This is a genomic window from Acinetobacter sp. YH12116 (assembly GCF_013418895.1).
Lineage (GTDB): Bacteria > Pseudomonadota > Gammaproteobacteria > Pseudomonadales > Moraxellaceae > Acinetobacter > Acinetobacter indicus.
This window is the reverse complement of the sequence record NZ_VPBE01000022.1, coordinates 18,858-40,453: the sequence shown is the minus strand read 5'-3', so window position 1 is coordinate 40,453 and position 21,596 is coordinate 18,858. Positions and strand designations below refer to the sequence as shown.

The 21,596-nt window shown below is 46.4% G+C and carries 20 protein-coding genes and 1 riboswitch; of the genes, 9 read left to right on the top strand and 11 right to left on the bottom strand.

Translation table 11 applies throughout. The features are described from left to right. Positions 1-265: 265 nt before the first annotated feature. Positions 266-721 (bottom strand): hypothetical protein, encoded by a 456-nt coding sequence (locus FTU54_RS12065; protein WP_005180018.1) that lies wholly within the window; start codon positions 719-721, stop codon positions 266-268. A gap of 183 nt (positions 722-904) precedes the next feature. Here FTU54_RS12065 and FTU54_RS12060 point away from each other — a divergent pair, with 183 nt between their 5' ends. After that, positions 905-1,330 carry an RcnB family protein gene (locus FTU54_RS12060; protein WP_005180017.1) on the top strand — a complete coding sequence of 142 codons (426 nt, stop codon included), beginning with the start codon at positions 905-907 and terminating at the stop codon, positions 1,328-1,330. A gap of 147 nt (positions 1,331-1,477) precedes the next feature. Here the strand turns inward: FTU54_RS12060 and FTU54_RS12055 are convergent, their stop codons facing one another. From FTU54_RS12055 to FTU54_RS12040, 4 genes are all read right to left on the bottom strand, one after another. Beyond that, positions 1,478-1,975 carry a phosphate-starvation-inducible protein PsiE gene (locus FTU54_RS12055; RefSeq protein WP_005180016.1) on the bottom strand — a complete coding sequence of 166 codons (498 nt, stop codon included), beginning with the start codon at positions 1,973-1,975 and terminating at the stop codon, positions 1,478-1,480. Between the two features lie 148 nt (positions 1,976-2,123). Beyond that, on the bottom strand, positions 2,124-3,905 hold the full coding sequence (locus FTU54_RS12050) for an acyl-CoA dehydrogenase C-terminal domain-containing protein (RefSeq protein WP_075168331.1): 1,782 nt from the start codon (positions 3,903-3,905) through the stop codon (positions 2,124-2,126). Positions 3,906-4,078: 173 nt separating this feature from the next. Then, positions 4,079-5,881, bottom strand: a complete 1,803-nt coding sequence (locus FTU54_RS12045) for an acyl-CoA dehydrogenase C-terminal domain-containing protein (RefSeq protein WP_075168330.1) — start codon at positions 5,879-5,881, stop codon at positions 4,079-4,081. A gap of 296 nt (positions 5,882-6,177) precedes the next feature. Then, positions 6,178-6,789, bottom strand: coding sequence for a hypothetical protein (locus tag FTU54_RS12040; protein ID WP_168399784.1), 612 nt, complete (start codon positions 6,787-6,789; stop codon positions 6,178-6,180). A gap of 134 nt (positions 6,790-6,923) precedes the next feature. Here FTU54_RS12040 and baeS point away from each other — a divergent pair, with 134 nt between their 5' ends. The 3 genes from baeS to FTU54_RS12025 all read left to right on the top strand — a co-directional run bounded on the left by baeS (position 6,924) and on the right by FTU54_RS12025 (position 9,826). Next, positions 6,924-8,594: a sensor histidine kinase efflux regulator BaeS gene (baeS, locus tag FTU54_RS12035; protein WP_005180006.1), complete on the top strand. Its 1,671-nt coding sequence runs from the start codon at positions 6,924-6,926 to the stop codon at positions 8,592-8,594. Between the two features lie 15 nt (positions 8,595-8,609). Continuing rightward, the gene (locus tag FTU54_RS12030; protein ID WP_005180005.1) at positions 8,610-9,296 is read left to right on the top strand and encodes a response regulator; all 687 of its coding nucleotides are present in this window, start codon (positions 8,610-8,612) and stop codon (positions 9,294-9,296) included. Positions 9,297-9,559: 263 nt separating this feature from the next. Next, positions 9,560-9,826, top strand: coding sequence for a hypothetical protein (locus FTU54_RS12025; protein ID WP_168399783.1), 267 nt, complete (start codon positions 9,560-9,562; stop codon positions 9,824-9,826). Positions 9,827-9,895: 69 nt separating this feature from the next. Here FTU54_RS12025 and FTU54_RS12020 read toward each other — a convergent pair whose 3' ends face one another. From FTU54_RS12020 to FTU54_RS12010, 3 genes are all read right to left on the bottom strand, one after another. Next, on the bottom strand, positions 9,896-10,276 hold the full coding sequence (locus FTU54_RS12020; protein ID WP_016658646.1) for an MmcQ/YjbR family DNA-binding protein: 381 nt from the start codon (positions 10,274-10,276) through the stop codon (positions 9,896-9,898). A gap of 75 nt (positions 10,277-10,351) precedes the next feature. After that, positions 10,352-11,797 carry a YdiU family protein gene (locus tag FTU54_RS12015; protein ID WP_160242836.1) on the bottom strand — a complete coding sequence of 482 codons (1,446 nt, stop codon included), beginning with the start codon at positions 11,795-11,797 and terminating at the stop codon, positions 10,352-10,354. Positions 11,798-11,911: 114 nt separating this feature from the next. Further along, positions 11,912-13,078 carry an acyl-CoA desaturase gene (locus FTU54_RS12010; RefSeq protein ID WP_005179996.1) on the bottom strand — a complete coding sequence of 389 codons (1,167 nt, stop codon included), beginning with the start codon at positions 13,076-13,078 and terminating at the stop codon, positions 11,912-11,914. A 228-nt stretch (positions 13,079-13,306) separates the two neighbouring features. On the opposite strand from FTU54_RS12010, the gene FTU54_RS12005 reads away from it, so the two are divergent. Next, on the top strand, positions 13,307-13,798 hold the full coding sequence (locus FTU54_RS12005; protein WP_005179993.1) for an META domain-containing protein: 492 nt from the start codon (positions 13,307-13,309) through the stop codon (positions 13,796-13,798). A gap of 62 nt (positions 13,799-13,860) precedes the next feature. On the opposite strand, the gene FTU54_RS12000 is transcribed toward FTU54_RS12005, so the two are convergent. The 3 genes from FTU54_RS12000 to FTU54_RS11990 all read right to left on the bottom strand — a co-directional run bounded on the left by FTU54_RS12000 (position 13,861) and on the right by FTU54_RS11990 (position 17,239). Continuing rightward, entirely contained in the window at positions 13,861-14,574 is a 714-nt protein-coding gene (locus FTU54_RS12000) for a glycerophosphodiester phosphodiesterase (RefSeq protein WP_005179990.1), read from the bottom strand. 118 nt (positions 14,575-14,692) lie between these two features. Beyond that, a complete protein-coding gene (locus tag FTU54_RS11995; RefSeq protein WP_180074795.1) occupies positions 14,693-15,301 on the bottom strand; it encodes a cob(I)yrinic acid a,c-diamide adenosyltransferase in 609 nt (202 codons plus the stop codon). Between the two features lie 93 nt (positions 15,302-15,394). Next, positions 15,395-17,239 carry a TonB-dependent siderophore receptor gene (locus FTU54_RS11990; protein WP_180074794.1) on the bottom strand — a complete coding sequence of 615 codons (1,845 nt, stop codon included), beginning with the start codon at positions 17,237-17,239 and terminating at the stop codon, positions 15,395-15,397. Positions 17,240-17,276: 37 nt separating this feature from the next. After that, positions 17,277-17,498: riboswitch (cobalamin riboswitch) on the bottom strand. Between the two features lie 145 nt (positions 17,499-17,643). On the opposite strand from FTU54_RS11990, the gene FTU54_RS11985 reads away from it, so the two are divergent. The 4 genes from FTU54_RS11985 (at position 17,644) to FTU54_RS11970 (ending at position 21,564) form a co-directional block, all read left to right on the top strand. Continuing rightward, a complete protein-coding gene (locus FTU54_RS11985; protein WP_218949503.1) occupies positions 17,644-18,288 on the top strand; it encodes a phosphoribosylanthranilate isomerase in 645 nt (214 codons plus the stop codon). After that, a complete protein-coding gene (gene trpB, locus FTU54_RS11980; protein ID WP_005179981.1) occupies positions 18,269-19,513 on the top strand; it encodes a tryptophan synthase subunit beta in 1,245 nt (414 codons plus the stop codon). Before FTU54_RS11985 ends, trpB begins: the two co-directional genes overlap by 20 nt. A gap of 372 nt (positions 19,514-19,885) precedes the next feature. After that, positions 19,886-20,404, top strand: a complete 519-nt coding sequence (locus FTU54_RS11975) for a DUF1543 domain-containing protein (protein WP_168399780.1) — start codon at positions 19,886-19,888, stop codon at positions 20,402-20,404. A 167-nt stretch (positions 20,405-20,571) separates the two neighbouring features. Then, entirely contained in the window at positions 20,572-21,564 is a 993-nt protein-coding gene (locus FTU54_RS11970) for a DUF2804 domain-containing protein (RefSeq protein ID WP_005179978.1), read from the top strand. Positions 21,565-21,596: the final 32 nt, after the last annotated feature.

The window sequence follows — 21,596 nt, the reverse complement described above, 5'->3', positions numbered from 1 at the left end:
ATCGAGTACAAGGCTAGCAGCTTCAACTTTAAACTCTGGAGTAAATGTACGTCTTGGTTTCATAAGCACCTCATTGGTGAATCTATTATCACCTAATTTGGTGTCCAACTTTATTAAACCACTACAGGAGCAATTTCCTTTTTCTTACAAGGGGAGTTAGGAACAATAGCTTTTTCTCCTCCTCGTAAGAGAAGGTTAGGGATATACGCTTTTCCTTAACCTTCTAGGAGAGAGTCAGGGAGAGGTCAGTACTAAGGTTTAACGCTTAGTTTTGCCCCGGATTCGGTGGTACCAGTTCATCCAGATCTTTATCAGACAGCTCATCCAGCTCGCTCAGGTCGGTTTTAATTTTCCACTGGCTTTCATCTTCAACCGGATTCGGCAAACGCGCTTCCAGCCAGTCGCAGACCACATCGGGCGGGAAATCGGCATGATTACACTGGATCACCCAAGACAGGAAGTCTTTGGCTTCACCATTCATATAAGGTGGTGGCGATACCGGTAAAAACTGCGTTGGCAAACGTTCATTCTTGGAAATATAGTTCAGCACATGACCCAGTTCCTGTACGGTTTGCCAGGCCAGTGGGTGTGCTACATTAATCTGAAATTTAAACCACCATGCCTGAGCACCATCTGTGCCATAGGCATCGATCAAGTTTTTTTGAACACTGGGTACTTTGCAGAAATATTCATAAAGACGATCAAAACTTAAATCAGACACAAGCATGAACCTAGTATGAAAAAAAGCGAGTGTAGCATAAAAGTAGGCCATTATTTTCACTGAGAAATACGGCCGATCTACCGCCATTCATCTAAAAAACTTGTATAAAGCATGCATGTTCATTTTTTATCCTTAATCCTGTTTTATAGTAAAATCAATAGGCTGATGTTTGGGAGTCGGGTAGTGAAAAGAATACAAGCAGGTTTATGGTTAGGCATTGGATTGTCTGCCATCTCGACATTATCGCTGGCCGATACCAATCGCTGGGCCAGTTATCAGGGTGTGGAGCGAAAATCGCATGCGCAGCATTATCCACAGCATCGCCCGTCTTATCCGCAGCACAGGCCACCACAATATTATCCGCCCCGTCCGCAATGGGGCCATCAACCGGTACGTCCGGGCATCAGTATTCAATATCAGGCGCCCACCACCATTTACCAGAATTCGCAAAGTTATAGCTGGGTCAATGGTGACCCGAATGTGGCCCGGATTGAAAGCAGCACGCAGACCATCATTACTGACTGGCGCCGTTTAGGTTTGCCGGCTCCGCCAAATGGCAGCTACTGGATTTATGAAAATGGTCGTTATATTTTGGTGCCAAACCGTTAGATCATCCGGAGCGCTCCAGCGCTAAGGAAAACTATTTGAACCAAACTGATGATCCGGTGAATCTTCACTCAAAAATCAGCGCGCCGTAGTGGTATCCAGGCGCGCTTTTTGTTCTTCAGATTTGAATGATGGATGTGATTTTGGTGTTTAGGCCAGTTCATCATCTTCCGGGCGTGGGGTCTTGCCTTGTGGCAACGGTTTTTCACTGTGTTTATCCCGAATTACCGATGGATAATTCCAGGAGGCAAAACGTACCACCAGAATCGCAAAGGCTAGAATCAGAATCGAACCGGTAATAATCACCAGGTCAATATCCGCTTTATGGTCGTGCTGGATATCGGAAATCAGCAGCCGGGTCAGGGCGGTAATGGCAATATAAATCAGGAAGCGTACTGGCATGTGGTTGGTTTTAAAGTAAATACCCACCATGGCACCGAGCTCCAAATAAATGAACAGCAGTAAAATATCATCAATCGTGGCATATTGTTTGACGGTCAGAATATCGACCACAGTATGGCCGGCCGACCAGATCACCATACAGCCAATCACGAACAGGGCAATATAGTGAAAACTTTCAACGGCCAGATTACCCAGCCGGTCGAGGAGGGTTTCTATTTTTTCTACTTTGGGATGCCGTGCTGTCATATGCTCCTCCTGATTCTGCTGAATGAATAAGAAAAACTCATGCAAAAACTGTGCACAACTACAGGAAAAGTGGTGTAAAAACAGCAGGCAAACATGGATGCTATAAAAAAACGCCTGACAGTGCAGGCGTTTTTGAGAGATAAAAAGCTTAAGCCTGATGAGTGAAATAATCTTCCGAGAATTTCATGATCACATCAGAACCGGCTTTGATACGGGTAATTCGCATTTCCAGCTCTGGCAGAATGCGTTGTACAAAGTACAGACCCAGCGCCAGTTTGTTCTGATAGAACTCACCCTGTTTGGCCTGCGCTGCTTGGGCAATACGGGCAAACATATAGGCAAAGCTGAGCAGACCAACCGCGTGTAAATAATCGACCGCTGCTGCATTCGGGAATTCTGCATTTTCAGACGCCGCATTCAGAATGTATTGTGTTACTGATTCGACTTCTGTAGCTGCATCTAAGGTCGCATCTTTAATGAAGTTCAGATCAGCATCTAACTGGTTGGCAAAGTCACGGATTTCAGCAATATATTCTGCAATATAGGCACCCTGACATTTAATGGTTTTACGGCCAATTAAATCTTGTGACTGTACGCCATTGGTACCTTCATAAATTTGCGCAATACGTAAATCACGTACACATTGCTCCATGCCCCATTCACGGATATAGCCATGACCACCGAAGCACATTTGCGCATCTAGGGTTGCCTGGAAGGCGGTATCGGTTAAATAGGCTTTGGCAATAGGCGTTAGCAGCGCCACACGGTCATTGGCTTTTTTCACCGCGTCTGCATCAGTCGAGAATTTGGTGATGTCCAGCTGTTGGCCGACATAGACTGCAAAGGCACGTGATGCTTCGTTGTTGGCGCGCACATTTAAGAGCATACGACGTACATCACCATGTACTAAAATGCTGTCAGCCGGTTTGTTTGGTGATTGTACACCTGAAGCGCTGCGGCCCTGTAAACGGTCAGTCGCATATTGTGCTGCATTCTGGTAAGCAAATTCAGAGGCGCCTAAACCCTGAATACCCATTGACAGACGTTCATAGTTCATCATCACGAACATGGCTGCCAGGCCTTCGTTTTCTTTACCGACCAGATAGCCTTTGGCACCATCAAAGTTCATGACACACGTGGCAGAGGCTTTAATCCCCATTTTGTGTTCGATAGAGCCTGGGCCAACCGGGTTACGTTCACCGAGTGAACCATCGGCATTGACCAGGAATTTCGGTACGATAAACAGCGAAATACCGCGTGAACCGGCAGGTGCATCTGGGGTTTTGGCCAGTACCAGGTGAATGATGTTTTCAGCCAGGTCATGATCACCACCGGTAATAAAGATTTTGGTCCCGGTAATGTTATAGCTGCCATCTTCGTTGCGTTCCGCTTTGGTTTTAATAATCCCCAAATCGGTACCGGCATGTGGTTCAGTCAGACACATGGTGCCAGACCATTCACCTGAATAAATTTTTGGTAAATAGGTTTCTTTTTGTTCCTGAGAAGCATAGCTGCTCAGCGCCATACCCGCACCAACTGACAGCAGTGGATACAGCATGAATGACGGGTTAGTAGCAAAAATCATTTCATCCGACAGAACGGTCAGCATTTTTGGCATGCCTTGACCGCCCCATTCTTCATCGGCACCCAGGCCAATCCAGCCGCCTTCGGCATATTGCTTGAATGCTTCTTTAAAACCGGCCGGTGTAGTTACGCTGCCATTGTTATATTGGGCACCTTCTTCATCACCAGTGCGGTTTAAGGGCAGGGTAACGTTCTGGGTAAATTTGGCCATTTCTTCAAGAATGGCTTCTGCGGTTGCAGCATCGAGGTGGGCGAGATTTTCGTTATTTTGCCAGAATTGTTCTGCTTGGAAGACATCATTCAGGATGAATTTCATATCGGCAAGCGGTGCGTTATAAATTGGCATAGTTCATTTCACCTGTTTCTTGTTTATTCATAGTGATCAGGTCAGTCTAAACGATGAGATTTCAATTGATTAGACGACGAAAGGTTAATATAGCGTGATAAATAGAGAAAAAGGACCGCCAACAGCTGGCCGTCCTTTTTACATCCATTACAAGTTACTACACATCACGTGCATTAGAAGGCGAAGTGTTCAGCATCAAGCGCCATCAATGGATCCAGGCCAGTCGCAATCACGTCAACATGCGAGCGTACACGTGGCAGGATCTTCTTGAAGTAGAAGCGTGCAGTGGTCACTTTGGCATTATAGAAGTCGACATCGGTAGTACCTGCAGCCAAGGCTTCTTGTGCAACCAGTGCCATACGTGCCCATAGGTAAGCCAGTGTCACATAGCCAGAGAAGTAGAGGTAATCGACTGCTGCAGCACCGACTTCTTCAGGGTTTTGCATCGCACGCATACCAATTTGCATGGTCAGGTCGCCCCATTCTTTGTTCAGCGCGGCCAGCGGTTCAACAAACTCTTTCATGCCGGCATTGTCTTTGTTGGCTTCTGCGAATTTGTGAATGATCTTGGTGAAGTCTTTCAGCATCGCGCCTTGCGTACCCAGAACCTTACGGCCAAGCAGGTCAAGTGCCTGAATTTCAGTAGTACCTTCGTACAGGCAAGAAATACGCGTATCACGTACAATCTGCTCCATACCGTGCTCGGAAATAAAGCCGTGACCACCAAACACCTGTACACCGTGTTTTGCAGCTTCTGAACCGGTTTCGGTCAGGAAGGCTTTGGCAATTGGTGTCAATAAAGACAGGATGTTGTCGGCAAATTTACGGTCTTCTTCCTCAGCAGCCTGCTCAACCACGTCTGCATATTGAGCCAATAGATAAACCAGCGCACGGCCACCTTCAGCAAATGCTTTCTGGGTCAACAGCATGTTACGTACTGCTGGATGCACAATGATCGGATCGGCTTCTTTTTCTGGTGCTTTCGGACCAGACAGTGAACGCATGGCCAGACGGTCTTTTGCATACGCCAAAGCGCCCTGGAATGAAGATTCAGATGCAGACAGACCTTGTACTGCAGTACCGATACGCGCCGTGTTCATGAAAGTGAACATACAGTTCAGACCACGGTTTTCAGGTCCAATCAAGTAACCTTTGGCGTTGTCAAAGTTAATCACGCAAGTCGCGTTACCGTGAATCCCCATTTTGTGTTCGATCGAGCCACAACGCACAGCATTACGCTCACCGATTGAACCATCAGCATTCAGGTTGAATTTCGGTACGATGAACAGTGAAATACCTTTGGTGCCTTTCGGTGCACCTGGTAAACGTGCCAGAACGATATGGATGATGTTCTCGGCCATGTCGTGCTCACCAGCAGAGATAAAGATTTTCTCGCCAGAAATTGCATAGCTGCCATCCGCATTTGGTTCCGCTTTGGTACGGATAATGCCGAGGTCAGAACCGGCATGAGATTCGGTCAGACACATGGTCCCGGTCCAGACACCTGATACCAGATTTGGCAGATAGGTATCTTTTTGTTCTTGCGAACCGTGGTGCTCAAGGGTACGTACTGCACCATGAGACAGACCCGGATACATACCCCAAGCCCAGTTTGCGGTACCGACCATTTCAGAAATGGTAATGCCCAGAGAGTTTGGTAAACCCTGACCGCCGTACTGTTCTTCGGCAGATAAAGACGGGAAACCCAGTTCGATATATTTTTGATACGCTTCTTTAAAGCCAGTCGGCGTGGTGACTACACCATCGTTCCAGGTACAGCCTTCGCGGTCGCCCACCTGGTTTAAAGGAGATAGTTCATTTTCACAGAAGTCAGCAGCAGCTTCTAAATATTGGTCAACCAACTCACGGCTTACGTTTCCAGAGAATGCAGGGAGTTTTGCATAATGTTCTTCAGCATTTAATAATTCATGCAAAACAAATTGCATATCACGTAGTGGCGCTTTGTATTGTGGCATATCGGGTTCCTCAATACTGGTTTAACCAGCGGTTATAATCCTAAATCAGTGAGTTCACGCGCCTTCACAGGCGCATCTTGAATGTTTTAATCGTGCAACATCTTCTAATTGGGTACAAGCATTTCAACGGCTTTTCTTGGTGACTGTAAAGTCAAAGATTTTTAACTTGAAATAGCTAAGTGTATTGAGTGTAAACAGATTTATCGGTATAGGAAGTGGACAAATAGTCAAAAACGTAAACAGATATGTCCAATAAAAAAGGCGCACCATGCGCCTTTTTTATTTGCTGACTTCGCTTAAGCCACTTTGGCCGGAATGGTCACAGCGGTATTCGGTTTAAAACGCAGGCTGCATTGACCATTGACCGATTTATCCCCCAGTTTAATCTGGACAGTCTGACCGGCTATTTTACCGTTACAGGCATTGGCCATAGCCTGTTGACGGGCCTGACGCTGTGCTAGGCGCTGATCATACTGTTTCACCAGTTCGGCACGTTTGGCATCGGTTAAGGCACCCGTCTGAGCAGCATACTGTTTAAACTGGCGTACATCGCCACGCATTGGACGATGTTCACGGCTGTGTTTAAGCTGCTGGCGTTCCGGCGTAAATATTAGGGTACAGGTCCCATTCACGGTTTTTTCACCGGCTTTGACCTGAACCACCTGTCCGGCAGCTTTGCCTTCACAGGCCGTTTTGATCTGCTGCATCATCTGGCGGCGTTCAGTACGCAGCTGCTGCCATTGTTCACGCTGTTCCGGGCTTAGGCGTGCATGTTTGCCGTGCATGGAATGAGCCATACGGCCTTCACGTTCCGGCGTTGCTGTACTATTGGTTGACTGACAGGCTGTCAGTGTCCCGACACTGAGTAAACCCACTGAAACAAGCGCAATTTTTGTCATCGTTTTCATGATTATTGTCTCCACACAGAACCGCGATACAGTTATTTTTACCTGCGACAAGAATAAATAATAAAGATGAAGAAACAATGGAGAGTTTTTTCAAACACTGTTCGCTACAATAGTGAAATAAAAGAAAAATTGAGATGAGTGTTTTGAAAATACGCCGGATTCCAATCGCCCTGCGCCTGTTTTTGACTGTGCTATTGACCGCGCTGGTCATTTCCACGGTCAGCCTGTGGGTGCTGCACTGGAATATGCAACGCAATTTCACCAAATACGTGGCCGATGTCGAAATGCAGAAGCTGGATCATGTGATTCATAATCTGGCCGGTGTGTATGGTGTCTATCATGATTGGGGCAATGCCATTCAGGCGCAAATCCTGCAAATTGAAGGACAGGCCGGCCCGGAAGATTATGACCGCCTGTCGCGCTGGTGGTTGCGCCGTCAGTACGATATTGCCTTGCAGCAGCGTTATTTTGAAGAACATACCTTAATGAATGTGGCGCCAACGCTGGCTGAACCAGATCCGCAAAAACGCCAGGCCTCGCAGGAGGAATTGAAATGGCTGGAAATGAATCTGCCTTCCGAGTACCGTCCCTTTGAAGGCCTGAAATTTCCTTTAAGCGCGCAGCAGAATACCACCCGGGTTAATCAGGGCAGTGCCCAGAATCCGCGTCCGAATCAGCCACAATCGGATGGCAAAAAACAGTTTATTTCCATGCCGGACCGTTTGGGTCTTAGCTCGCGTCTGGCTTTATATGATGCCAAACGCCAGTTTGTGGTCGGTGAGCCAGCAGAAGGACAAATGTCGTATCGCCCGATTTTAATGAACAATCAGGTGGTCGGCTATCTGGGTTTAAAACCGGTGCTGGATCAGGATGATGCGCTCAGCATTAATTTCTTTAGCGAACAAAAGCGTTATCTGCTGCTGATTTATGGTCTGTCCTTTATTGCCAGTTTACTGGTGGCCTGGTTATTGGCGACCTATTTTAAAAAGCCGATTCAGCGTCTGCTCAATGGGACCCGTGAACTGACCAAAGGCAATTATCAGTATCAGGTGAAAGTAAACCGTAATGATGAACTCGGTGATTTATCTACAGAGCTGAATCAGCTGGCAGTCATTTTAGATCAGCATGAAACCTCACGCCGGCAGTGGGTGGCTGATACCTCACACGAATTAAAAACCCCGCTGGCAGTGTTACAGGCCCAAATTGAGGCTATGCAGGATGGTATCCGTAAAGCCACACCGGAACACTTAGATGCAATGATGCGTCAGGTCAGCAGCCTGAAAAAACTGACTCAGGACCTGGCTGATCTGGCGCAGGCCGAAGCCATGCAGCTGAAATTCTATCTGGCCTCAATCAACCCTTGGCAGGTGATTGAACAGGAAGTCGAGAATTTCCGGCCGAAGTTTGAACAGGCCGAGTTAAGCGTGCGTCTAGAAGGTGAAGCTGTGCCTTTACAATTAGATATAGACCGCTTTAAACAAATTATGGTGAACTTGATTGCGAACAGTATTCGTTATACTGAGGCCGGTGGGCAGGTTCATATTCATAGTGAGCAGACGGCAACAGAATGGAGTGTCTATGTCGATGACAGTCCATTTGGCCTGACCGATGAACAGCTAGCCCGTTTAGGCGAGCGTTTTTACCGGGTGGATGATTCGCGTACGCGGAGCACTGGCGGTACCGGTTTAGGTCTGGCGCTGTCTGCTAAAATTGCGCAGGCCATGGGTGGCCAGCTGAGTTTTGCGCATTCGCCATTGGGTGGCTTGCGCTGCAAACTGACTTTCCCGATTCCGACCAAACAATAAAAGGAAAAGATATTCATGAAACATGTCATGCTGGTTGAAGATGAAGTTGAACTCGCTCAATTGGTCCGCGACTATCTTGAAGCTGCTGGGTTTGAGGTCAGTATGTTTCATGATGGACAAGAAGCCTATAACAGCTTTTTGCAGCGTAAACCGAGCCTGATGATTCTGGATCTGATGGTGCCACGTATGGATGGGCTGACCATTTGCCGTAAAGTACGTGAGCAGTCTGATTTACCCATTATTATGGTTACGGCGCGTACCGAAGAAATTGACCGGGTATTAGGCCTGAATATGGGTGCAGATGACTATATTTGTAAGCCATTTAGTCCGAAAGAACTGGTGGCACGTGTGCAGGCAGTGCTGCGTCGCTTAGACCGCAAGGCTGAACCGGAAACCAATGATTTATTCCGGATGGATAAAGCCCAGCAACGGATCTGGTATCAGCAAAAAGCACTGAACCTGACCCCGACCGAATTTCGTTTACTGGAACTGTTTTTAGAGCATGTTGGGCAGGTTTATTCCCGTGCCCAGTTGCTGGACCATATTAACCCGGACAGTTTTGATGTTGCAGATCGGGTGATTGACAGTCATATCAAAAACCTGCGCCGCAAGATTTCCGAAGCGGCAGAAACCGGTAATCGTCATGAGTGGATTCAGGCAGTCTATGGGGTTGGCTACCGTTTTGAATATCCGGAAGATTAATTTCATGCGGAGTGAAAAAGCGGATAGGTGCATGCCTATTCGCTTTTTTTATGAAAGTAGGTTGTACGTTTAGTACCAGAACCATGATCAATCAGCAGACTGATCAAGCATAAGACCAAGATAATAAGGGGGGGATTTCTAATATTATAATTTTTAAATGAATTTAATTTTTAACAAGAATATTTTGTAAATTTTAATAAGCCTGAAAATTGAAGTAAATAAAATTCCGGTATAATCCGCAGCCCGCTTTTGGGAATTTTTCTATGCACGTCAATACTGAGCTTGTCGCACGCTTAATTCAGCGCAATATCACCCCCGCGATACACTATTTTGAACAAACCCAGGATAGTTCCCGCCTGGAACATCAGATCAACTTCTGTGTACAGCAGATTATTGTCTGTTTAAATTCCGATACAGTGGCCACCATCAAAGCACTATTGCAGTATTTAATTGCAAAAAGCCAGCACAGCAGTGAACATTCAGGGTGGCGCAAAGCCTTTGAGTTGTTCAATGATAGATATAAAGTTTAATCGCTGATTTTACATACGAGAGACAGGATTAAACTGTGGGCACGATTTATCTCTGTGTTTTTGCCCGAGCTAAACACGCGAGCCTACAGTTTTGAGTAACGCTATACGTTGTCGATCCAGTTTCTTGAGTTTGGACACCACCAACGCATAAGAATTCAGCACTAAATCTTCGATTAAAGCTTCATCCAGCTCTTCATCTTCATACACTGAAATCCAGTGCTGTTTATTCATATGCCAGCCGCTACGAATATACGGATAAATATCACGCAGCATGGCACCATGATCTGGCGCTACTTTTAAATTAATGGCCGCTTGTCCGTGCAGATGAAACTGTAACATAAAGACTTTATCCTGCACTTTAAACACATCACAACCCTCACCAAAAGGCTGGGTCACTGTGACTTCAGGCAGGGTAGTAGCGACTTTTGCCGCAAGTGGATGCAAAGCCATACGCAATTTAGGTTGAAGGGCACTTTGTGGATAATGCTGAAATTATCCACAATTTACCAGGCCAATGTGGATACTTTAAGACGAGCAGCTGACCATCACTTCAGGCACATCGCTTGGCAGCGGCGCTAAATCTTCCGGTTTTTCCAGCGCAGTCTGTCGGGTATAGGGTTGACTGAGCAGGCGAAATAAACGCTCGACTTCAGAAAAATCATCCCGCTCGGCCAGTTCAATTGCTTTTTGCGCCATATGGTTGCGCAGGATGTAATGTGGATTGACGGCGGTCATGGCGGCATCCAGTTCATCGGTATCCTGATGTTCACGAATACGCTCATATTGCGTCAGGAAGGCTTCAAACTGACGACGGTCTAAGCAATCATCTTTAATCGTTTCATAGTCTTTATGTTGCAGGCGAATAAAGCTCTGGGTGTAATCCAGCTGCTCGCTTTGCAAGATTCTTAAAAAAGCCATCGCACAGTCAAAGCTGTCTTTATGGAAGCTGGGTAAGCCCATTTTCTGGTTTAAACCATGCTTGTAGTGTTCCAGGAAGGTCGGTTCAAAATGGGCCAGACATTGAGCCAGATCCGTTTTCCATTGCTCTTGGTCATCGTCTGCGGGACAAAGCGGAATCAGGTTGTTCAGCCAGGTCCACAAGTTCCAGTGCCCAATACTCGGCTGCTGCTGATAGGTATAACGTCCCTGATAATCGGAATGGTTGTTGATCCAGTTCGGACGGAAGCGCTCCATAAAACCGTAAGGGCCAAAATCCAGGGTAGAACCGGTGATATTTAAATTATCGGTATTCATCACCCCATGGGCAAAGCCGACCAGCTGCCATTGGGCAATCATCACTGCGGTACGCTGCACCACCTGTGTGGCAAAAGCTAAAACAGGCTGCTCGGCCTTCAGACATTCCGGATAATGCCATTCGATACATTTCTGGGTAAATTCAGGCAGTAAATCTGGCTGATATTGATTGATCCATTCAAAATGCCCCAGCCGAATATGACAGTCCGAGGTACGTAACATCATTGCACCCGGTTCCAGTTTTTCACGCTGTACCCCTTGGGTGGATGAAGTAAATCCCACGGCATTACTGGAAGGTACGCCCAAGGCATTTAAGGCATGACCGGCCAGATATTCACGAATCACCGAGCGTAACACCGCGCGACCATCGCCCATCCGTGAATAGGGAGTGGCACCGGCACCTTTTAAATGCAGATCAATGGTCTGCTGATGCTGGTCAACAATCTGGGCAATCAGCAAGCCTCGTCCATCACCGAGCTGACCGGCCCATTGCCCGAATTGATGCCCGGCATAAACCATGGCCAACGGCGGAAATTCAGCAAATGTTTTCTGGCCGCTACAGATTTCGACCCACTGTACTTTGTCTTCATCTGACCATTGCAGTTCATCGGCCAGTGCTGCATTGAAATGCCCGGCTTTGGCGCCTTTTAAAGGCAGCGGTTGTTGCTGGTGATACAGACGGGAAGGCAGGGTAGGATAGCGCGAGTTAAATTGCATTGCAGAACAGCCATTCAGAACAGGCCTTCACTATAACAAACTTGGCTGGAGAAAAGTGTCGTGTTTCCGAATAGAAAAAGCCTCCATCAGGAGGCTTTTTGCAGGGCTTTGGTATTATTGTGAAACCGGATTCTTTTTCAGGTTACGCATCAGAATGTTCAGGGTTTCCCGATGATGGGTTAGACGCTGTTCTACCAGCTGGAATTCAACTTTCAGCTTGTCATCCATTTGATGGATTTTTTCTGCCACCGCCGATTTCTTGGCCTGAATTTCCTGCTCTTTTAATTTGGCCCAGTCATTCAAGGTGTGGGTAAAGGCTTCATATTCTTGTGCCAGACGCTGTTTGACGCTGCTGATGTCGTCATTGACATTGTGGCCATATACCGCCAGGTCCTGCTCGGCATATTTGAACTTCATCGCCAGTTCCGCTTTTTTAATATTAAAGCTTGGAATACGGCGCAGGTTCTTTGCCAGACCCAGTTTCGAACAGCTCCAGATTAACCATTTGGTCGGGTCATATTGCCACCATTTCACGCCATTACGGTAATCGTACTGGAAGATATGGTGATAGTTATGATAACCCTCGCCCCAAGTGGCAATAGCCAGCCAGAAGTTGTCACGCGCCGTATTTTCGTCGGTATATGGACGTTTGCCCCACATATGACACAGCGAGTTAATAAAGAAGGTGACGTGGTGGCTCAGAATCAGACGCATTAAGCCGCCTAAAAGTAAAACACCCCAGATGTCGCCCACAGCCCAGCCAATTGGTAGCAAGATGCCAACATGTACCAGAATCACTAACGGTACATAGTATTTATGCTGGAACATCACCAGTTTGTCATTCAGCAAATCTGGCGCATTTTTATAGTTTGGTTCGGCTGCCGGATAGTCACGCAGCATCCAGCCTAAATGGGCGTACCAGAAACCGTTATTGATCGAATACGGATCTTTATCGACATCATCGACATGACGGTGATGGGTACGGTGACCTGAGGCCCAGAACAGGATACTGTTCTGTACGGCAAAGGTGCCCATAATCATTAAAATGATTTTCAAAGGTAAAGTGGCTTCATAGGCACGGTGCGCCCATAAACGGTGATAACCTGCTGTAATACCCAAGCTGCTAACGCCAAGTAAAACAAACATGCTGATCCAAGCTGCGAGGCTAAAATCATGGTGGTAAGCATATAACGGGATGGCAATGATTGCGACAATTGGCAAGAACACCAGAGCAAAAACGGCAACCCAGTTAATTGGGGCTTTGGGTAGGGGAGCATTCATCTCCAACAGTACTCCTGAAAGCTGGGGAGGTGTAAAGAAGTGCTTAATCCATTACTTTTTGTATGGAATAAGATTTGAGCATATTAGCATGCGCGTTTCGGCGTCACTAGCATTATTGTACAGATGTATTGTACTAAACAGTAACAGAATAAGATTGAAGCTTCATTGATTTTATCGAAGGCTGCGGCATGATAAAGATAAATCCTTGATCAATGCGAAATCAATCACATGAGATACCGTAAAATTAGTTTAATTTTGCCGTATTTGATCGCGGTGGTTTTCATTACGGCCTGTCAAAGCACACCGCCGTCTTCTACAGCCTCCAAAGTCCAGTCACAGCCACGTGCGGTAAAAGCACCGGCAGCGGTTAAACGCAGTAGCGATGGTCTGCAGGATATTCGCTGGGAAATTCAAACCATTCAGGGGAAAAAGGCACGTTATTTTCATGCCAGCCCGTATTTAATGCTCAATTCCCGTTTTCAGAATCTGCAGGGCAATACCGGCTGTAATTCTCTTTTCGGCCGCTATCAGCTGCAGTTCAGTCAGGGCCGTTTAAGCCTGAACAGCCGTGCCACGCATAATAGTTGTGATCATGCGCTGGCGCAGGAAGCCGACTTGATGGATGCCTTGCAACGGGTCAAACGCTTCCAGTTACAGGGTAAAACCTTATATTTGCTGGATGAGCGCGGGCTAATGCTGATTCAGGCCAATCAACGCTAAATAGAAGTTCAATCAATATAAAATCAGCCTGTAACATGCAGGCGGATTGAGCATCTATTGTTTTAAATATGTTGCATCATCAGTTTTGGGAAATCGGTAATTAAACCGTTAATGCCTAAATCTTTCAGCTGTTTGGCACGTTCTACTTCATTCACCGTCCAGACACTGACCCCCAGTTGTGCTTGCTGGGTGGCCTGAATCATACGCGGGGTCGCCAGTTCATTCATCCAGCCAATCTGGCAGCAGCCAAAGTGCAATGCCTGTTCAATGGCCTGTTCCTGAATATCTTCTTCAATCAGTAAACCGCGCTTAAAGGTCGATTGCTGCGCCTGTAAGGCCTGATGAATTTTCAGGTCAAAACTGGTAATCACAGCAGAATGTTCAAAGCCTTTGAGCTGCTGATGCAAGGCCAGAGTCAGCTGTTCAGCCTGCGCCTGGGTTTCCACCGCTTTAATTTCAACTTCGATATGTTCAAAGTTCTGGATTAGGGCCAGGGTCTGGTTTAAATACGGGGTGATTTCAAAGTTCGACCAGTTTTTCCAACCATAGGCCTGATTATAATGATGTAAATCTTGCGTGCTGCATTCATACAGCGGACGGTCCTGACCGGTGGTCCGGATCAAATGATCATCATGCATAATGACCAGTTGCTGATCTTTGAGCTGACGTACGTCAAATTCGACAGCGCGTACGCCTAAATCCTGAATATACTGAAAACCGCCCAGGGTATTTTCCGGGGCTTCGCCGCGGGCACCACGATGTCCAATTATACGCATAACAGGCTCAGCGTTTGGAGAGGAAGTTTCATTGTGAGCCTTTAAGATGACCAGGATGTGACAGCGCTATTGTGCGCTGATCTTAAATTTATACAAGTCAGATCAGCGCATATTTTCATCAATTTTTTCTATGAAAATGACGGCTTTTTTCAATCGTTTCGTTAATGTTTTTTTGCCACAGCACTTCAGCGCCACCTTCACTACGTTGCAGGGTGCGTGAAGCCACAAATAACCAGTCAGATAAACGGTTTAGGAGCTGCAAAGACGTAGCCTGAATATTCTGGTCACGGCTATGCACCGACATCAAGCTACGTTCGGCACGGCGGCAGACAGCACGGGCCTGATGGGCATAGCTACACGCCAAGGTACCGGCAGGTAAAATAAAGTCCTTAAGCATGGGCAGGGTTTCATTCATCCGGTCAATGTCGTTTTCCAGAAACTCGATTGATACCGGTTGTACCAGAGTAAAGCCCGGAATGCAGACTTCACCGCCTAAATCAAATAGCCAGTGCTGAATCAGGCTTAAAGATTTATCCCAGCTGGCTTTGTCCTGAATGGTGCTAGCGGTAATCTGTGCGCGCAGTACGCCAATGGTGGCATTCAGTTCATCAACATCGCCGAGTGCAGCAATGCGTAAATCATCTTTGGCAACACGTGAACCATCACCCAGACCGGTGGTGCCTGAGTCGCCAGTACGGGTATAGATTTTACTTAAACGGTGGCCCATAGCTGTTCCTTGAGTTTTTAATCATGTGAATATAAAAAGGATCATGCCACAGTCACGACATGATCCTCAAAATTTATACGTCCTTTGGGGCGTTTAGTATTTAACCGTTACGCCGACAGAGGCGAGGCGGCCGCCGTTGATGTAGTAACTACCACTACCATAGGCTGTACGATATTTACTATCACTAACATTTTGAATATTGGTAAATAATTTGATGGTTGGATGAAGTTGGTAATAGCCACTCATATCTACATTGAAATGGCCTGGAATTCTGACATCATCATAAGCACTGTTATCTGAAGATGAGTTCGCTGTTAAAGTGGTAGATAAGCCAAACTGTTCTTCAGCCCATCCTAGGGTAAGGGTTGCTTTCTGGCGTGGTCTACGGCTTAAGTCTTCACCGGTAGTATCATCTTTGGCCCGTACATAATGGTAGCCTGTTTTAATAAAAGCATGTGGGGCTTGCCAATTCAGATACAGTTCACTACCTTCAAAAATTGCACGATCCAGGTTTCTAAAACTGTAGCCTGTCGCTTCTGTGGCATCAATTAGATGATCTACCTGATTTCGATACAGGGTAATGCCTGTTGTCAAGCCATGATTGAGCTGTTGATCTAGGCCAATTTCGAAAGAAAGACTTTCTTCAGGTTTTAAATTCGGATTGCCGGATGAGCTATAAAGTTCGTTTAGGTTTGGTGATCGGAAAGCCGTTCCAACATTGGTATAAAGGCTGGTTTGAGGCAGAAGTTGGTATCGGGCTGCAGCCTGGCCGATAGTATGTGTACCATATTTTTCATGATCTTCAACACGGATACCTACTTGGGTATTCAGTGTATTGGTCTGATATTGATGCTGGAAATAATAGCCCAGTGAATCTAGATCAGTTTCATATTTTTGACCATAAGACAGCACATTACCCTGAATATTTTGATGTTGTGTACCAATTAGAATTTGCTGGGCAGAGTTAAGCTGTAATTTTGCATATAATTCTGCTTCTCGAGTTTGACTGGAAGCAAAGTCAAACTGTCCCATAAAATTAGGATCATTTTGATATAAGTCATCTTGGAACTGGGAAAGGCGAGCATTCAGTTCAAGTTGTGGCTTTAATTTTACATGACCTTTTAGATTAATAATTTCTGTTTCAAAGTCCTGATTATTTAGAGCACCAAAATTATCATATTTAATATTTCCCTCATTTTGCTGATAATCCAGAGAAACAGCATAGTTTTGTTGATCTACACCAAGTTTGGCGCTATAGCCTTTCTGATCAAAAGCAGCAGTTTCATGACTGGTTTCTTTAATTTTTGTCCCATCTGTTTCTAAACGCTGGCCACGAATTTGAGCATAAAATCCCTGTTCTGCCAGATCAGCACCGATAACGGTTTTATAGGTAGAATTTTCACCCACTTCAGTTGTTAGCAAGGCTTGGTTTTTTTCAGGTGTTTTTGAAACCATTTGAATGACACCACCAATTGCATCTGTGCCGTATAGAACAGATGCAGGGCCTTTTAGAACTTCAATTTGTTGAATATCGGTGGTATCTAAGAAAGATAAAGAGGCCATACCTGAAGAGGCTGTATTTAGACGGATGCCGTCACGAAGTACGAGTGTATGGTTAGAGTTGGTTCCGCGGGTAAAAATTGAAGACACTTGCCCAAAACCGCCCGATTGCACCATATTGATGGATGCATCGGACATTAAAAGATGGGGGAGTTCGGCAATTGGAGATTGCTCTAATATGTGTGGCTCAATAATTGAAATCCGCGCAGGCACATTGCCAATCTTCTCTTCAGAACGAGTAGCTGTAACCACCAAGGTATCCAGGGCCGCATTGACGGCAGGTTGCTCTTGAGACTCCGTAGCAAAGACAGAAGTTGAAAACCCCATCGCAAGAGCGATTGCACCTACCAAGGCAGTAGGTTGAAATTGAATAGACATGATATGTGCTCCATACATTCACCCCACGTGAATGATTGAGTTAAAGGGCACAACAAGCAGGTATCCGGACTTCAATGTGGCGCCAGGCATCTTGATGATGACCTGGACCTATATATCCACCTTCCCATATCTGCATACAGTGGTGTAAATCGCATGATTTAAACTGATATATGTTTCATTGTTACCGTTGCGGGGGCAGTGTCGGATTTTCACCAACTTCCCTAAAGCCAAGGCTTAAACTTGCTGTGAAACGGGCGCAGTATAAGTGCCGTATGCATTTTAAACAACTTGTGCAAGAATTATCAGGCTGAACTTTACTCAAGTGAAAAAATTTGCATTACAATGAGCCGGCCCCATATTTATAGATAGGCTATAAAGCGGGCATTACGAGAGCCAAACAAGTTATGCGAACCCGTGCCAAAATTTGCGGCATCACCCGGGTTGAAGATGTACATGCCGTCGTCAACAGTGGTGCAGATGCAATTGGTTTTGTATTTTATCCTCCAAGTCCGCGCAGTGTGAGCGCAGAACAGGCCAGCGTTCTGCTACAGGCCATTGCGCCTTATGTACAGGTGGTGGGTTTATTTGTAAATAGCTCAGCCGGTGAGATTCAGGCCATTCTCAATACAGTCGCGCTGGACATCCTGCAATTTCATGGTGATGAAAGCCCGGAACAGTGCCAGTCAATTGCACAGCAGGTTGGACGTCGCTGGTACAAGGCGATTCAGGTTAAACCGGGCCTAGATGTAGTGACTGAAATTCAAAAATATCAGCAGGCTGGTGCTAGCGCCGTACTTTTAGATGCCTGGCATCCTGAATTAAAGGGCGGAACCGGGCACAGCTTTGACTGGAGCAGCTTTCCCCAACTGGATATTCCACTGATTTTGGCCGGGGGATTAAACCCTGACAATATTGAAGACGCCATTCACACCACAGCCGCGTTTGCTGTAGATGTGAGCGGAGGCGTAGAATCCGCAAAAGGTATTAAAGACCAACAACTCATAGAACGCTTTATGCAAGGAGTCCATCGTGGATCAGCAAACTGTTAATACAGAAAAACAGGCAATTGACTATACCCAGTTCCCTGATGCAAAAGGGCACTTCGGTATCCATGGCGGACGTTTTGTGTCAGAAACTCTGATGGCGGCTTTAGAAGACTTGGAAAAGCTCTATTTCCGCATGAAGAATGATGAACAGTTTCTGGCAGAATTCGACCGTGATCTCGCTTATTACGTCGGTCGTCCAAGTCCACTGTATTATGCTGAGCGATGGTCGAAAGAGTTGGGTGGTGCACAGATTTACTTAAAACGCGAAGACCTGAACCATACCGGCTCGCATAAAGTGAACAACACCATTGGTCAGGCGTTATTGGCCAAACTTTCAGGTAAAAAACGTATTATTGCCGAAACTGGTGCCGGTCAGCATGGTGTGGCGACAGCAACCATCGCGGCGCGTTTAGGTCTTGAATGTGTAGTGTTCATGGGTGCGGAAGATGTGAAGCGCCAGGCCATGAACGTGTATCGTATGCGTTTGCTGGGTGCCAAAGTCGTCGCGGTAGAAAGTGGCTCTAAAACTTTAAAAGATGCCATGAATGAAGCGATGCGTGACTGGGTCACCAATGTCGATTCAACCTATTATGTGATCGGAACTGTGGCGGGTCCACATCCCTATCCGCAACTGGTGCGTGATTTCCAGTCCATTATTGGCCGTGAAGCACGCCGTCAGATTCAGGAACAAGCCGGCCGTCTGCCAGATGCACTTGTGGCCTGTGTGGGAGGTGGTTCTAATGCTATGGGCCTGTTCTATCCATTCCTGAATGATCAGGAGGTGAAAATGTACGGTGTTGAAGCGGCGGGCTTAGGCATTGAAACGGGGAAACACTCTGCGCCATTGAATGCCGGTCATGTCGGTGTCCTTCACGGCAACCGTACTTACCTGATGTCAGATGAACAAGGTCAGATTATTGAAACCCATTCGATTTCTGCTGGTCTGGATTATCCGGGTGTGGGTCCTGAGCACAGCTTCCTGAAAGATATGCATCGTGTGGATTATGTGCCAATTAATGACCAGGAAGCTTTACAAGGTTTCCGTGACCTGACCAAGATTGAAGGCATCATTCCGGCATTAGAAAGTTCACATGCGATGGCGTACGTGACCAAACTGGCGCCGACCATGTCGAAAGATCAAATTATTATTGCAACGGTTTCAGGCCGTGGTGATAAAGACTTGATGACGGTAGCGCGTATTGATGGCGTGGAAATGGTGGATATGTAAAAAATCTCCCTAACCCTCTTAAAGAAAAAAGGGAATAGCCCTCCTTAGTAAAAGGAGGGTTGGGAGGATTTAAATCGCATTCAAGCAATTGGGTGCGATTTTTTTTATTGTTGTAATGAAAGTTCCCCACTTTTTAAAAGGAGGGGCGAGGGGAGGATTATTATTCAGATCCTATTTTTGACACAAATTCAGACAATCGTAATTCATTTAGACTTTCCCTTAGTTTGGAAAAGCCCAAAGTAAGCAAAGGCTTTTGTTGAGCAGATCTGACGTCCCTGTCATGCTGCTCAACAGGCGACATCCCGATCGCCAACGGGTATCATATTGCTGATTTATCTTCTACCTGGTTAAAACCCTCTTCTGGAGTCTTCCATGCCAAGTCTGTTTATTGTCATGTTGGGCGGTCGTCATGCCCGCGCCAATACCGAAGTGCACGATGTGGTGCTTGCCGTGGGTAACACGCTGGAAGAGACTTTCCCTCAGCTAAGACAGGCCTGGTTTGGTGATCAATCCGGCTTACATATTGATGCCTGGGCGCAAATCAATGGGGTGGAATTTGAAGGTAAACAATATCAGCTGCAATTTAGTAATGCGGCCCCGAATCAGGCGCATGAAAGACTCTGGCTGATTAATTTGGGCGGCTACGATGCGCGTGAATTTGGCGAATTGCATCGCTATGTTCTGGTGGTTGCACAAAATGCCATGGTGGCCAAACAGCGTGGCAAGGCATATTTTGCTGCACACTGGCAAAAGCAGCATACCGACCGGGTGCTGGATGTCGATGACTGCATCGCCATTGATCAGGTGCATGGCCGTTATGTGCAACTGGTGGCCGGGGAATTTGCCGGAAACCGCTGGGAAAATACCTATTTGCCTATTGCCGAGTCCTGACTGTAGCAGACTTAAGCAAGTGGTTTGGCTTGGATATTGTGAAAGAAAGCAATCTATGTTTTTGTTATTGTTTAGATAAAATAATCTTATTTTTATTTTTCTGGCCAGATTTTATAGGCATAATAAAGCGGTAGCTACAGTGTCTCAAACCACATGGAATGTCGTACATGGATTTAATACAACAGAATGGACAGCCACGTTACGGACGTTTTAAGCAATTACCGACCAGTATCCAATACCATCATTATCAATATAAAAGCCCTTATGGTGATGTGCTGTCTGGTTGGCGTAAACGATTAAAATATAAGAAATTTAAATTTTGTTGTATTCAGCATGAGCACTATACCATTGGCTTGGCTATTGTTGATATTGCCTGGGCCGGACATGGTTTTGTTTATATCTACAATCATTTGACCGGTGAAGTGCTGGAATGGGATGCGATCAGTTTTCTGGCCCGGCATACGGTGCTGGACGAGCAGCCGCTGTTTAACCATAGCCATTTTCATAAAGCCGGCTATCAGCTGGATATTCAGCATGCCAATGGGGTGCGTTATATCCGGGTGACTAAATATGGCGAACTGCGCCTGAGTGCGCGAATTTTCTGTGCCGGCACCGATCCATTAAGCATGTGTAGTCCGAATGGGATTAATGGCTGGACCTATACCCAAAAGCTGACCACGCTCGGCTGTGAAGGTTTTTTTATCAACAAGCAGGGACAAACCATCCAGTTTCATGACAAAACTTTTGTTTCTCTGGATGATACCTGTGGTTTTTTACGCCCGGAAACGGCCTGGTTCTGGCTGTCCTGTAATTTCTGGGATGCCCAGAACAAGCGGGTCGGTATTAATCTGGCTTCTGGCGTGAATGAAAGCTTTGGCAATGAAAACTGCCTGTGGGTCAATGGCCGCCTGTATCCGCTGGCAGATGTGTTATTTGAGCAGCAGTCAGATAACCAGTGGAATATTGTCTCGCTGGACCAAAGCCTGAATTTAACCGTGACCACCGGCTGGCGCCGTTATGAAAATCTGAATCTGCGCCTGGTGGGCAGCCAGTTTAGCCAGTGGCAGGCCAAAGTCAGCGGCACCATTGTGCAGGATGATCAGGAAATTGTGTTCCTGAATGAATATGCCTTGCTGGAACAGCATTATGCCAAATGGTAGATCTTCGTCGCTGCTCCTTCTCACCAAAAAGC

Coding starts and splice junctions, on each gene's coding strand:
- FTU54_RS12055 (WP_005180016.1), bottom strand. CDS start 1,975: ATGACAGCACGGCATCCCAAAGTAGAAAAAATAGAAACCCTCCTCGAC.
- FTU54_RS12050 (WP_075168331.1), bottom strand. CDS start 3,905: ATGCCAATTTATAACGCACCGCTTGCCGATATGAAATTCATCCTGAAT.
- FTU54_RS12045 (WP_075168330.1), bottom strand. CDS start 5,881: ATGCCACAATACAAAGCGCCACTACGTGATATGCAATTTGTTTTGCAT.
- FTU54_RS12040 (WP_168399784.1), bottom strand. CDS start 6,789: ATGAAAACGATGACAAAAATTGCGCTTGTTTCAGTGGGTTTACTCAGT.
- baeS (WP_005180006.1), top strand. CDS start 6,924: ATGAGTGTTTTGAAAATACGCCGGATTCCAATCGCCCTGCGCCTGTTT.
- FTU54_RS12030 (WP_005180005.1), top strand. CDS start 8,610: ATGAAACATGTCATGCTGGTTGAAGATGAAGTTGAACTCGCTCAATTG.
- FTU54_RS12025 (WP_168399783.1), top strand. CDS start 9,560: ATGCACGTCAATACTGAGCTTGTCGCACGCTTAATTCAGCGCAATATC.
- FTU54_RS12020 (WP_016658646.1), bottom strand. CDS start 10,276: ATGGCTTTGCATCCACTTGCGGCAAAAGTCGCTACTACCCTGCCTGAA.
- FTU54_RS12015 (WP_160242836.1), bottom strand. CDS start 11,797: ATGCAATTTAACTCGCGCTATCCTACCCTGCCTTCCCGTCTGTATCAC.
- FTU54_RS12010 (WP_005179996.1), bottom strand. CDS start 13,078: ATGAATGCTCCCCTACCCAAAGCCCCAATTAACTGGGTTGCCGTTTTT.
- FTU54_RS12005 (WP_005179993.1), top strand. CDS start 13,307: ATGAGATACCGTAAAATTAGTTTAATTTTGCCGTATTTGATCGCGGTG.
- FTU54_RS12000 (WP_005179990.1), bottom strand. CDS start 14,574: ATGCGTATAATTGGACATCGTGGTGCCCGCGGCGAAGCCCCGGAAAAT.
- FTU54_RS11995 (WP_180074795.1), bottom strand. CDS start 15,301: ATGGGCCACCGTTTAAGTAAAATCTATACCCGTACTGGCGACTCAGGC.
- FTU54_RS11990 (WP_180074794.1), bottom strand. CDS start 17,239: ATGTCTATTCAATTTCAACCTACTGCCTTGGTAGGTGCAATCGCTCTT.
- FTU54_RS11985 (WP_218949503.1), top strand. CDS start 17,644: ATGCGAACCCGTGCCAAAATTTGCGGCATCACCCGGGTTGAAGATGTA.
- FTU54_RS11975 (WP_168399780.1), top strand. CDS start 19,886: ATGCCAAGTCTGTTTATTGTCATGTTGGGCGGTCGTCATGCCCGCGCC.
- FTU54_RS11970 (WP_005179978.1), top strand. CDS start 20,572: ATGGATTTAATACAACAGAATGGACAGCCACGTTACGGACGTTTTAAG.